Below are 12381 nucleotides of genomic sequence, written 5' to 3'. Positions count from 1 at the left end.
CGCTTGCTCGATTCACGATCATCATCCCCTCACACCCCCAAATACGCCTGCTTGATGGTGTCGCTGGCCGCGAGCTCCGCCGCTGTGCCGGCGGCGCGGATGCTGCCGGCTTCCAGGAGATAGGCGCGGTCGACCACGCGCAACACCTGCTGCACGTTCTGCTCGACGATCAACACCGTCAGCCCGCTCGAGCGGATGCGCTTGACCAGCTCGAACACCTGCTGCACCACGACCGGCGCGAGTCCGGCCGACGGCTCATCGAGCAGCAGCAGTTTCGGGTTCGACATCAGCGCGCGGCCGATCGCGCACATCTGCTGCTCGCCGCCCGACATGGTGCCGGCCATCTGCTGCAGGCGCTCCTTGAGCCGCGGGAACAGCTCGAACACGAACTCCAGCCGCTCGGCATAGTGCGCGCGGGCGCCCGGCATGTAGGCGCCCATCTTCAGATTGTCGGCCACCGTGAGCCGCGGAAACAGCCGGCGATTTTCCGGCACATGCGCGATCCCGAGGCTGACGATGCGATGCGGCGGCGTCGCGACGACGTCGATGCCCTCCATCGCGATGGCGCCCCTGATCGGGCGGATCAAGCCGGAGATCACGCGCATCAAGGTGGTCTTGCCGGCGCCGTTCGGCCCGATCACGCCGACCGCCTCGCCCGCCTTGACGTCGAGGCTGACGTCGAACAGCGCCTGGAAGCTGCCATAACCCGCGTCGATCGACTTCAATTCCAGCATGCCGGTCACGCCCCGATCCGGCGCCGCGCTTGGGCTGCGGCTGCTGCCGCGAGGCTCGCATCCGCGTCGGTGCCGAGATAGACCTCGATCACCCGTGGATTGCCCGCGACTTCCGCGGGCAGGCCCTCGGCGATCTTCTCGCCATGATCCAGCACCATCACGCGATCGACCACCCGCATCAAGACGCCCATGATGTGCTCGACCCAGATGATGGTGATGCCGAGCTCGTCGCGGATCCGGCGCAGCATGTCGGCGGCTTGGTCCATCTCGGCCTCGTCGAGGCCGCCGAGGCTCTCGTCGGCGAGCAGGAGCTTTGGCCCGGTAGCGATCGCCTTGGCGAGTTCGAGCTTCTTCAAGCCGGCGGCCCCGAGGCCCTCGACGCTGCTGTGACGATCGGTCGGCAGGCCGACCATCGCCAGAGCGCGTTCGGCGGCCTCCTCGGCCTTGCTGCGGCTGTGGCGGCCCTGGCCGTAGAAGCCGGCGAGCACGACGTTCTCGAAGATGCTGAGGCGATGGAACGGCCGCGGGATCTGGAAGGTTCGGCCGATGCCACGGTTGATGATCCGGTGCGGGGCGAGACCTGCGATCTCGTGACCGTCGAACAGGATCGAGCCCTCGGTCGGCGGCAGCGTGCCCGAGAGCATGTTGAAGATCGTGCTCTTGCCCGAACCGTTCGGGCCGATCAGGCCGAGAATCTCGCCCTGCTCGACGCGAAACGATACGTTGTTGACGGCGCGAAAGCCGCCAAACCGCTTGACCAGGCCTTCGACGGCGAGCACGGCGTCCCCTTCGCGAGCGAGCTATTTGTAGCTGTAGGTGGTGCCGGCCGGCAGCGGCAGCTCGGTCTCGCGCTGCATCTGGCTCTTCGGCCACACCACATAGGATTTGTCGTCGATATATTGCAGCACCACCGGGAACGAGCGCGCGTTCTGCCCGGCGTATTGCTCGCCCTCGCCGTAGAACTTCACGCCGTAGCCGAGCATGGTGCCGCCCTCGGGGATGTCGGTGTCGAGCGCGGCCTTGCGCAACGCATCCGGATCGACCCCGCCATACTTCTTGATCGCGCGCGGCAGCACGTCGTCGAGGAACACATAGGCATTGGCCGCGCCGATGCCGACATGGGCGGAGCGGATCGGCACGCCGGGCTTCAGCCGGTCGAACTCCTCGCCGACCATCTTGATGACCGGTGGCAGCTTGGGATCCATGCCGTTCTGGTTGGCGAGCCAGATCGAGATCGGGTCGGTGTTGAAGAGATAATTGGCGTCGGCGCCGAGGCCTTCCTTCAGCTTCTCGTAGACGCCATAGCCGGCGCCGTGGCCGACGATGGCGCCGAACTTCAGCCCCTGCTCGCGCGCCTGGCGAAATAACAGCGTAATGTCCGGATTGTAGCCGGTGTGGAAGATCACGTCGGGCTTGGCGCGCTTCAGCTTGGTCACCAGCGCCGACAGATCGGGCGCGGTCGCCGAATAGCCTTCCTTCAGCACGATGTTGAAACCGGCCTTCTTGGCGCCGGCCTCGTTGCCCTTGGCGACGTCGACTCCATAGGCGCCGTCCTCATGGATGATGGCGACCCGCAGGTCCTTCGGCTCCTTGCCGAACTTCGACAGCGAATATTGCGCGATGAAGTCGGTCGTCATCATGCCGTACTGATTGCCGGCGGCTTGCGGCCGGAACACGTATTTGTAGTTCTTGCCGTCGAACACCCCCGAGGAGATGCAGGTCGTGATCCACATGAACTTCTTCATCTGGTCGACCCGCGCCGCCACCGGCACGCACTGCGCCGAGGAGAAGAAGCCCATCACCATGTCGACCTTCTCCTGCTCGAGCAGGCGGACGGCCTCGTTGATGGCGATGTCGGGCTTGCTCTGCGCGTCGGCATAAACGGCCTCGACCTTGTAACCCTCGACGCCGGTCTTGGCGTAATGGTCGAGCATGATCTTGACGCCGGTATATTGCAGCTCGGAGCCGCCGCCGGCCAGCGGGCCGGTCAAATCGAAGATCACGCCGATCTTGATCTTCTTGTCCTGCGCATGCGCGCCAGCGGCCACGCCGAGCGCCGCAACCGCGACAGACAGACCCGCGAGCCAGCGGGCGGCCCTCCTGACCGGCATGAATCCCTCCCCGGAGATTGTGCACTGCATTTTTTGTTGTCGTGCCGCCCTATCACAGGGGGAGCAGCCGATGATGTCAAGCGCGATGGCTGCGTCGCCACGGCGGAGGCTTGCGCAAAGTTTCGGCGAAGCGACGCCGACAACCTTTCAGACCGGAGAACTACGGAAGGAACCTGCGCTGGTTCTGCCTTATCCTGATGGCTGCGAAGTAGCCGTCATTGGAGGCGACACATGACTCATATGCTTTGCAGAGCGAGACTCATCTCGTGGTTCGGTGCGTGCGTGCTTGGATTGGGAGTATGGACTGCCGCTCCGTCGGCAGCCGTGGCGCAGAATTCACCGTCCGCCGAGGCCAGGCTGAAGGAGTTGAACATCACGCTGCCGCCCGTGCCGACACCGGTCGCCAACTACGTCGATGCGGTCCGGGTCGGCAATCTGCTCTTCCTCGCGGGAAACACCCCGGCTGCCGACTGGAAGTACAAGGGCAAGGTCGGCAAGGACCTCACCGTGCAGGAGGGCTACGACACGGCCCGTCAGGTTGGCCTGATCATGCTGGCGAAGGTACGCGTCGCACTCGGGAGCCTCGATCGGGTCAAGCGCGTGGTCAAGGTGTTCGGGATGGTCAATTCGGCCGACGGCTTTGGTGATCAGCCGAAAGTCGTGAACGGATTCTCCGATCTGATGGTGGAGGTGTTCGGCGAGGCGGCCGGCAAACACGCGCGATCTGCTGTCGGGATGGCGGGCCTTCCGTTCAACAACGCCGTGGAGGTCGAGATGGTCGTTGAAGTGGCCGAGTGATCGGCCAGCCGTTGCTTCACCTCGCAGGTCGTCGATGGCGACCGATCGAGGCAACGGCCATCCGCCCATCTCACCTCTATCTACGTCGGCAACTGCGTCTCGATGAACGCGGTGACGAAGCGCGGCATGGCGGAGGTGAGATCGGCGCGGCTGCGCACGAGATAAATGCCGGCAAGCTCGGGATTTTGCTGGCGCGCGAGATTGGACTCGATCCGCGCACGCAGCGCGTCAGCGGGCATGTCGACGCGCAGGATCTGCATCATTGCCAGCGCGACGCCGGTATAGATGCAATGCCAATCGGCGTCCGCGCGGCAATCCGACGGTTGCAGCCCAGTCTCCTCCTCGAGCTCGCGCATCACGCTGCCGGCGATATCGACCGTCTCGCCCCTGATGTCGTCGAGATCAGGCGTGCCGGAGGGGAAATAAATGCGTCCGGCATTCGCGGTCTGCTCGCCCATGACACCGCATACGAAGGCGCCGTCACTCGAGAGCAGCGCGCCCATGCCGAAGCCGTTGAAGATCTCCTTGTCCGGAAAGCCCCAGTCGCGCCAGGCGAGGAAGCTCGCGAAATCGGTCTCGAAATAGCTCGCGCTGAGCCGCTCGCCGGCGAAGACCGGATCGCGCCCGAGCAGGACGCGGCCGTTCCACAGATTCGGGTTCAGCCGCTGCTGCTCGGCGAAATGGGCGTCGATCTCGCCGCGCCGCTGGTCCGCGAACGGCCAGGGCCGCCGCTGCAGGGCGAGGTCGAGCGCGGTGACGCGACAGATGAGCGGAGACTGCATATCCGAACGTGTTTACTTCGCGTTTCCTGTCGTCTTCTTGACCTGATCGACGAACTTGTTGGTGTAGGTCTTGGTAACGTCGATGCCGGCCTTCGCGACCTCGGGCGAGCCCTCGCTGAACACGGCGAGCACGGCTTCGGCACCCTTGGGGTCCATCTTGCCGGTCTCGGAATACATCGGGATCGTGTTCTTCAGCGCCGCGAGATACTGCGCCTTGTCCTTGCCGACGATCTCGTCCGGCATCTTGGCCATGATGTCTTCGGCGGTGTGCGAATGGATCCAGCCGAGCGTCGCCATGATCGCATTGGTCAGCGCCTGCACCTCCTTCTCGTGGCCGTTGACCCAGGCCGCGGTCGAATAGAGCGCGCCGCCGGGATATTCGCCGCCGAACACCGCCAGCGTGTCGTGCTGGGTGCGGGTGTCGCTCAGGATCTTGAGGTCCTTGTAGCTGCCCTGCAGCACGGTAACGGCAGGATCGAGCATCACGGCAGCGTCGATCTGGCCCTGCTCCATCGCGGCGACCGCGGTGGCGCCGAGGCCGACGCCGATCACGGCGGCGCCGGTCGGATCGAGGCCGTTCTTCTTCAAGAGATATTTCAGGAAGAAATCGGTCGAGGAGCCCGGCGCGCTGACGCCGACCTTCTTGCCGGCGAGGTCCTTGATCGAGTTGATCTCGCCGGTGTGCTTCGGCGACACCACCAGCACGAGGCCGGGATAACGGTCATAGACCACGAAGGCCTGCAGCTCCTGCTTCTTGGCCGCGAGGTTGACGCAGTGGTCGAAATAGCCGGAGACGACGTCGGCGCTGCCGCCGAGCACGGCCTTGAGCGCATCCGAGCCGCCCTTGAGGTCGACCAGTTCGACTGCAAGCCCGGCCTTGTCATATTCACCAAGCTGCTTGGCCAGCACGGTGGGCAGATAGCACAGGCAGGCGCCGCCCCCGACCGCGACGGTGATCTTGCTTTGCGCCGCGGCAAGGCCCGTGGACAGGGTCAGCGCCAGCAGCGTTCCGGCAAGCTTGCCAAGCCATTTGTTCATGACGTCCCTCCGTTCGACTGGCCGGCAAGATAGAGGAGCCGGCACGGCTTGAGAAGGCGACTTTCCGATAACTGGTCAAGCTTGCGGCGGCGGCATAGCATCGCGGATACAAAGAAAAACGCCGATAAACACCAAGAATACATCAAGGGAGGTCTTCATGAATCGCATTGCAACCGCGCTTTCGATCGCCGCGGCCTTTGCGGCCGGCTGCGGCGTCACCCATGTGCTGCGGCCGGCGCTCGCGGCCGAGAGCATCACCGCGCAAGTCATCCACACCGGCGAGATGGATGGCGACAAGCTCGGCGACGCCAACAAGGTCGGCTTCCGCTCCAAGATGTTCGTCTCGGCCGACGGCGCCACCGTCTCGATCCAGGACGGCAACGTGCCGAAGCACATGCACCCCAACACCAACGAGCTGCAATTCGTGCTCGAAGGCACCGGCACGGTCTGGCTTGGCGACAAGGAAGTGACGGTCAAGCCCGGCGATCTGATCGTGATCCCGAAGGGCACGCCGCATGGCGGCACCAAGCCGAACGGCCGCGCCATCAAGGCGATCGCGATCAAGACGCCGCCGCAGGCGCCTGACGATACCAAGCTGCTGGATTGAAGACGGCTGCCTGCCCCATTCATTGCGGGGAGCGTACCGTCACCCTGAGGAGGCCGCGAAGCGGCCGTCTCGAAGGGTCGACGGCCACCGGCCGGGCCGTGCATCCTTCGAGGGCCGCTGAAGAAGCGGCCACCTCAGGATGACGGAACGGGCTTCGTTGGCCATGCAAGAGCGTCATCCCGGCATTTGCGAATCTGCCTCCAACGACGGTTCCACATGACGACCGCAGATAATTCGCTTGCCTCAGGCTCGGCCAATTCATAATATTATGATCGTCATTTAATAGAGAGCCGAACCCATGAGCCTGGACGATCACCCCACGGTCAGGGCCGTGCGCGCCCGCAGCAGCCAACCGGTCCGCGATCTCCCGGTTTCATCGGAGCTCATCAAGGACATCGCACGCAAGTGCGGCGCCGATGACGTCGGCATCATCGAATTCGACCGTGCCGCGATCGCGCCGCAGCGCGACTTCATCCGCAAGGTCTACGGCCGGACGCGTTCCCTGCTCGCGATCGCCTGCCACATGAACCGCGAGCCGGTGCGCTCGCCGTCGCGATCGGTCGCCAACGAGGAATTCCACGGCACCTACGACCACGTCAACGAAACCGCGCGCGCCATCGTTCGCGCGCTCGACGAGCACGGCATCCCGGCCTGCAATTCGGTCGCCGCCTTCCCGATGGAGATGGACCTGCCGAAGATCATGATGGTCCAGCACAAGCCGATCGCGGTGGAAGCCGGGCTCGGGCGGATGGGAATCCATCGCAGCGTCATCCACCCGAAGTTCGGCAGCTTCGTGCTGCTCGGCACCGTGCTGCTCGGATGCGAGGTCGACGCCCTCGACCAGCCGATCGACTACAATCCCTGCCTGGAGTGCAAATTGTGCGTCGCCGCCTGCCCGGTCGGCGCCATCAAGCCGGACGGCGGTTTCGATTTCCTGTCCTGCCACACTCATAATTATCACGACTTCCTCGGCAACTTCACGCAGTGGGTGGAGAAGGTCGCGGATTCCAAGGATGCCAGCGATTATCGCGCCCGCGTTCCCCGCACCGAGACGCTGAACGTCTGGCAATCGCTGTCGTTCAAGCCGGGCTACAAGGCGGCCTATTGCATCTCGGCCTGTCCTGCTGGCGAAGATGTGATCGGGCCCTTCCTCAGCGATCGTGACGCGCATTTCACCGAGGTGGTGCAGCCGCTGATCGACAAGGACGAGTTCGTCTATGTGATCCCGGATACCGATGCCGAGGACACGGTGACGCGGCGGTTTCCGCACAAGAAGGTCCAGCATGTCACGTCCGGGCGCCACACAGGCAGCATCCAGGCCTACATTTTCTCGCTGTCGCTCGGATTTCAGCGCGGCCGGGCGCGCGGCCTCGATTTCGTGACCCATCTGCGCTTTACCGGCGCGAGCGCGCTGGACATGACGGTGACGATCAAGGGCAAGGACCTCCAGGTGGTGCCGGGGCGGCACGTTGGAGAGCCCGCCCTGACCATCACCGCCGATACCCAGGCCTGGCTGCGCATCCAGAACCGCGACCTCGAACTTGCCGACGCGATAGACGCAGGACTGGTGAGCGTGAGCGATGCGAAGCTGTTTGCGGCCTATATGCGGTGCTTCCCGCTGTGAACCGAGTTCGTAGGGTGGGTGGACCAACGGGTCCGCGCGAAGCGCGGCCCGATGACAGGCTCCGCGTAACCCATCAACTTCGCGCACCTGCGGAGAAGGTGAGTTACGCCGTCGGCTAACCCACCCGACGCATCCACCTGCGCTGCGCCCTACTGCGCCGAATAGACCAGCTGTTCGAGATCGGCAATCAATCCCGGCCCGGTCGGCTGCCACCCGAGCTTCCTGCGCGTCTGCGCGCTGGAGGCCGCCATGTCGTAGGCCGCGAACGTGCCGAGCCAGCCGAAAAAGGCCTGCGCCTCTTGCGGGGCGATGGATTTGACCGGCAGCTTCAGGCGCCGTCCGATCGTCTCGGCAATATCGCGCATCGCGACCCCCTCTTCGGCAACGGCGTGATACCTTGCGTTCGGCTCGGCCTTTTCGATGGCCAGCCGGTAGAGACGCGCGACATCGAGAACATGCGCCGCCGGCCAGCGATTTTGCCCGTCGCCGAGATAGGCGCATGCGCCCTTTTCGCGGTACACCGCGATCAAGGGGGTGATGAGACCCTGCCTGACAGGATCGTGCACCTGGGGAAGACGCATGGCCGATGCGCGGACGCCCTTCAGCGACAAGGCCGTCTGTTCCGACACGCGGGGGAATGGGAAATCCGGCGATATCGTTTGGTCCTCGGTTGCGATCTGGCCGGGCGCGGCCAATCCCGCCAAGCCCCCGGTTACGATCAGCGGCCTGTCCGATCCAGCCAGAACAGAACCCAGCGCTTCGATGGCGCAGCGGTCGATCTCGCAGCTCTTCGCGAAATTGGACCAGTCGTGAACGAAGCCCAGGTGAATGACGGCATCCGAGGCGGCTGCCCCCTTGCGCAGGCTGTCGAGGTCCTCGAGCGAGCCGCGAAGAACCTCGGCACCAAGGGCGGCGATCGCGTTCGCCCCCTCGTCCGAACGGGCCATGCCAAGAACCTGATGTCCGGCGGCGATCAGGTCCTTGACGACGGGAGTGCCGATAAAGCCGGTGGCACCAGTGACGAACACGCGCATGAGGAAGTCTCCAGGTTTCGTTGGAGACAAATCTGGCCCCGCGCGCTATCCTGTTAAAGTAGTGATCTTATCATGGTATAATTGCTAACAGCATGAGCGTTTCAGTCGAACAAGAGAACCTGCTCGGCGCCTACCTGAAGGACCGCCGCGGCAAGCTCGATCCGGCCGCGTTCGGCTTCCCGGCGGAGCGGCGCCGCACAGCGGGGTTGCGCCGCGAGGAAGTGGCGCAGCGCGCCAATATCAGCCCCACCTGGTACACCTGGCTCGAGCAGGGCCGCGGCGGCGCGCCGTCGGCAGATGTGCTGGATCGCATCGCGCGGGCGCTGATGCTGACCGATGTCGAACGCGAGCATCTGTTCCTGCTCGGCCTCGGCCGCGCGCCCGATGTGCGCTACCAGAAGAGCGAGGGCGTCACCCCGCGGCTGCAACGCGTGCTCGACGCGCTGGAGCCGATCCCCGCCGTCATGCGGACTGCGACATGGGACGTCGTCGCCTGGAACAGAGCCGCGACCGTCATGCTGACGGACTATGCATCGGAGCCGCCGAGCCGACGCAACGTGCTGCGCTATTTCTTTCTCGATCCGAAGGCCCGCGCCGCGCAATATGATTGGGAGAGCGTCGCGCGTTTCGTGGTCGGCGCCTTCCGCGTCGATGCGGCGCGTGCCGGCGCCGCGGCCGTGGTGCAACCGTTTGTCGACGAGCTCTGCCGGCAGAGCCCCGAATTCGCGGCGATGTGGCGCGATAACGACGTCCGTGCCCATGGCGAGGCGATCAAGCACATCCGCCATCCGGTGCTCGGCCCGATCGCGTTCGAATATTCCGTGTTCGCGGTCGACGGCCGGCCCGACCTCGGCCTTGTGGTCTACAATCCCATCGACCAGAAGGTCCGGGACAAGATCCGCGCGCTCGTGGAAGCGAAGCAGACCCGCAGGCGCGCGTGAGCCTGCTCAATCCCGCGTCGCCGCCGTCGGCCGCCACATCAGCAGCCGCTTCTCCACCATCGTCACGCCCATGTCGATCAAAATGACGAAGGCCGACAGCACGAACATGCCCGCGAACACGCCGGCGACGTCGAACACGCCCTCGGCCTGCTGGATCAGGTAGCCGAGGCCGGCCGCGGAGCCGAGATATTCGCCGACCACCGCGCCGACCACCGCAAAACCGACCGAGGTATGCAGCGAGGAGAACATCCAGGACAGCGCCGAGGGCCAGTAGACATGGCGCATCAGCTGCCGCTCGTTCATGCCGAGCATGCGGCCGTTGTCGAGCACCGTGGTCGGCACTTCCTTGACGCCCTGGTAGACGTTGAAGAACACGATGAAGAACACCAAGGTCACGCCGAGCGCGACCTTGGACCAGACGCCGAGCCCGAACCACAGCGCGAAGATCGGCGCCAGCACCACGCGCGGCAGCGCGTTGACCATCTTGACATAGGGATCGAACACTGCAGCGACGCGCGGCTGCCGCGCGAACCAGAAGCCGACCAGGATGCCGCCGGCCGATCCGATCACGAAGGCGAGGATCGATTCCCACAGCGTGATCGCGAGATGCTTCCAGATCACCCCGGTCGAGAACCACTTTACGATCTGGCTGAAGACGTCGACCGGATTGGAGAAGAAGAACGGCGGCAGCAGCACCTTGCCGAAAACAGGCACGGTGGAAAAGACCTGCCACAACGCCAGCGTGACGACCGCGACCAGAACCTGCAGAGACAGCAACGTGACGCGCGACATCAGGCGGCTCCCGCCTGCGTCGACTGCACATAGCCCTTCATCACCTCGTCCTTCAGCACGCCCCAGATCTCGCGATGCAGGGCATGGAAATCCTTCTCCATCCTGATCTCGGCGATATCGCGCGGCCGCGGCAGCGTGATGCGCCAGTCGCCGATGATGCGCGCGCTGGGGCCGGCCGACACGATCACGACGCGGTCGGCGAGCGCGATCGCCTCCTCGAGATCGTGGGTGACGAACAGCACCGCCTTGCGGTCGGCGGTCCACAATTCCAGCAGCAGATTGCCCATGATCTGCCGGGTCTGGGCGTCGAGCGGGCCGAACGGCTCGTCCATCAAGAGGATCTTCGGATCTCGGATCAGGACCTGCGCCAGCGCGACGCGCTTGCGCTGGCCGCCCGACAGCATGTGCGGATAGCGGCCCGCGAAGGCACCGAGCCCGACCGAGGTCAGCCATTGCTGCGCGCGCGCGAGCGCATCGGCGCGCGGCGTGCCCCGGATCTCGAGCCCGATCGCGACGTTGTCGATCGCGGTCTTCCATGGGAATAGCGCATCGGCCTGGAACAGGTAGCCGGCGTCGCGGTTGAGGCCACTGAGCGGCTTGTCGAAGATTCGCGCCGACCCGGCTGCCGGCTTCAGCAGCCCCGCGGTGACGTTGAGCAGCGTCGACTTTCCGCATCCGGTCGGGCCGACGATGGCGACGAACTCGCCATGATCAACCGCAAGATTGGCCTGCTCGACCGCGGTATAGACGCGTCCATCCGCCAACCGAAACGCCACCGTCGCACCGTCAAGCGCGACCGCCGTCGGCTCCGTCATCGCCACGCATTCCTCCCGAAAGTTCTGAAATGGCTTAGCGGTTCGCGCGGGCAAGTCAACGCAGGAAGATGGCGCAGGCACGCAAGGATCCGGTCACGCGGTTTTCAGGTCAACCGGGTTGCGCTTCGCGTCGACATCGCCGAGGCTGCGGGCCAAAGCGGTGGACAAGGAGAAACGCATGCGGATCGCAGTGGTAGGCGCCGGAGGCGTCGGGGGCGGCTTTGGTGCGGCGCTCGCGCATGCCGGAGCCGACGTCACCTTTATCGCGCGCGGCGCGCACCTCGCCGCAATGCGCAGCGAAGGTCTGAAGGTTCAGGGCGGCCGCGGCGAAACCCATCTGGTCCCGACCCAGGCGAGCGACGACCCCGCTGATGTCGGCCCGGTCGATGTCGTGCTGTTCTGCGTCAAGCTGTGGGACGTCGAAAGCGCCGGCGCGCGCATCAAGCCGATGGTCGGTCCCGACACCGCAGTGATCCCGCTGCAGAACGGCATCGACGCGCCCGACCGGCTGATCCCGATCCTCGGGCGCGACGCCGTGATGGGCGGCGTGGCGCAGATCTCTGCCTCGATCATCAAGCCCGGCGTGATCAACCAGGTCGGCACCTTCATGCGCATGATCTTCGGCGAGCTCGACGGCCGCATCACGCCGCGCGGCAAAGCGCTGCTCGAGCTCTGCCTGAAGGCCGGGTTCGACGCCACGCTGAGCGAGCAGATCAACACCGAGTTGTGGATGAAATTCATCGGCCTCGCCACCAATGCCGGCATGACCGCCGTCACGCGCCAGCCGATCGGCAGGCTGCGCGACGATCCCGATCTGCGCCCGTTGTTCGTGTCGGCCTGCGAGGAGATCATCGCCGTCGCGCACGCCAGCGGCATCAAGCTGCCGCCGGAGCCGCTTGCGAAAGTGCTCGACTTCATCGGGCACGCGCCACCTGCGATGAAGGCGTCGATGGCGCTCGATCTCGAGCGCGGCAACCGGCTCGAACTGCCCTGGCTGAACGGCAAGGTGGTCGAGCTCGGCCGCAAGCTCGGCGTGCCGACCCCGACGCACGATTTCCTCTATGCGGTGCTGAAGCCCTATGCGATGGGCGCGCCGTCGTAAGCA

13 protein-coding genes are annotated in these 12381 nt (G+C 65.0%); 5 read left to right on the top strand and 8 right to left on the bottom strand.

Going from position 1 to position 12381, the window contains the following annotated elements; all coding sequences use genetic code 11:
- Positions 1–29: 29 nt before the first annotated feature.
- Genes XH92_RS14000 through XH92_RS13990 form a run of 3 tightly spaced genes read right to left on the bottom strand, consistent with a single transcriptional unit; the run spans position 30 to position 2845 of the window.
- Entirely contained in the window at positions 30–734 is a 705-nt protein-coding gene (locus XH92_RS14000; RefSeq protein ID WP_194461253.1) for an ABC transporter ATP-binding protein, read from the bottom strand.
- A 5-nt stretch (positions 735–739) separates the two neighbouring features.
- Entirely contained in the window at positions 740–1513 is a 774-nt protein-coding gene (locus tag XH92_RS13995; RefSeq protein WP_194459724.1) for an ABC transporter ATP-binding protein, read from the bottom strand.
- Between the two features lie 21 nt (positions 1514–1534).
- Positions 1535–2845 carry an ABC transporter substrate-binding protein gene (locus XH92_RS13990; protein ID WP_194459723.1) on the bottom strand — a complete coding sequence of 437 codons (1311 nt, stop codon included), beginning with the start codon at positions 2843–2845 and terminating at the stop codon, positions 1535–1537.
- A gap of 366 nt (positions 2846–3211) precedes the next feature.
- On the opposite strand from XH92_RS13990, the gene XH92_RS13985 reads away from it, so the two are divergent.
- Complete coding sequence (locus tag XH92_RS13985) at positions 3212–3643, top strand: RidA family protein (protein WP_246788402.1); 432 nt, start codon at positions 3212–3214, stop codon at positions 3641–3643.
- Between the two features lie 80 nt (positions 3644–3723).
- Here the strand turns inward: XH92_RS13985 and XH92_RS13980 are convergent, their stop codons facing one another.
- Positions 3724–4425: an NUDIX hydrolase gene (locus XH92_RS13980; RefSeq protein ID WP_194459722.1), complete on the bottom strand. Its 702-nt coding sequence runs from the start codon at positions 4423–4425 to the stop codon at positions 3724–3726.
- A 12-nt stretch (positions 4426–4437) separates the two neighbouring features.
- Positions 4438–5463, bottom strand: a complete 1026-nt coding sequence (locus tag XH92_RS13975; protein WP_194459721.1) for an ABC transporter substrate-binding protein — start codon at positions 5461–5463, stop codon at positions 4438–4440.
- 157 nt (positions 5464–5620) lie between these two features.
- Between XH92_RS13975 and XH92_RS13970 the strand changes: the two genes are divergently transcribed.
- Positions 5621–6070, top strand: a complete 450-nt coding sequence (locus XH92_RS13970; RefSeq protein ID WP_194459720.1) for a cupin domain-containing protein — start codon at positions 5621–5623, stop codon at positions 6068–6070.
- 298 nt (positions 6071–6368) lie between these two features.
- On the top strand, positions 6369–7694 hold the full coding sequence (locus tag XH92_RS13965; protein ID WP_194459719.1) for a 4Fe-4S binding protein: 1326 nt from the start codon (positions 6369–6371) through the stop codon (positions 7692–7694).
- A 149-nt stretch (positions 7695–7843) separates the two neighbouring features.
- Here XH92_RS13965 and XH92_RS13960 read toward each other — a convergent pair whose 3' ends face one another.
- Positions 7844–8728 carry an SDR family oxidoreductase gene (locus XH92_RS13960; protein WP_194459718.1) on the bottom strand — a complete coding sequence of 295 codons (885 nt, stop codon included), beginning with the start codon at positions 8726–8728 and terminating at the stop codon, positions 7844–7846.
- A 92-nt stretch (positions 8729–8820) separates the two neighbouring features.
- On the opposite strand from XH92_RS13960, the gene XH92_RS13955 reads away from it, so the two are divergent.
- Positions 8821–9669 carry a helix-turn-helix transcriptional regulator gene (locus XH92_RS13955; RefSeq protein ID WP_194459717.1) on the top strand — a complete coding sequence of 283 codons (849 nt, stop codon included), beginning with the start codon at positions 8821–8823 and terminating at the stop codon, positions 9667–9669.
- 6 nt (positions 9670–9675) lie between these two features.
- Here the strand turns inward: XH92_RS13955 and XH92_RS13950 are convergent, their stop codons facing one another.
- Positions 9676–10461 carry an ABC transporter permease gene (locus XH92_RS13950; protein WP_194459716.1) on the bottom strand — a complete coding sequence of 262 codons (786 nt, stop codon included), beginning with the start codon at positions 10459–10461 and terminating at the stop codon, positions 9676–9678.
- A complete protein-coding gene (locus tag XH92_RS13945; RefSeq protein ID WP_194459715.1) occupies positions 10461–11276 on the bottom strand; it encodes an ABC transporter ATP-binding protein in 816 nt (271 codons plus the stop codon). Before XH92_RS13945 ends, XH92_RS13950 begins: the two co-directional genes overlap by 1 nt.
- 178 nt (positions 11277–11454) lie before the next feature.
- Here XH92_RS13945 and XH92_RS13940 point away from each other — a divergent pair, with 178 nt between their 5' ends.
- Positions 11455–12378, top strand: a complete 924-nt coding sequence (locus XH92_RS13940; RefSeq protein ID WP_246788400.1) for a ketopantoate reductase family protein — start codon at positions 11455–11457, stop codon at positions 12376–12378.
- Positions 12379–12381 lie beyond the last annotated feature (3 nt).

The organism is Bradyrhizobium sp. CCBAU 53421, assembly GCF_015291625.1.
In the GTDB taxonomy this organism is placed as follows: domain Bacteria; phylum Pseudomonadota; class Alphaproteobacteria; order Rhizobiales; family Xanthobacteraceae; genus Bradyrhizobium.
The sequence above is the reverse complement of the archived record's forward strand: the minus strand, read 5'-3'. Positions and strand labels throughout refer to the sequence as shown.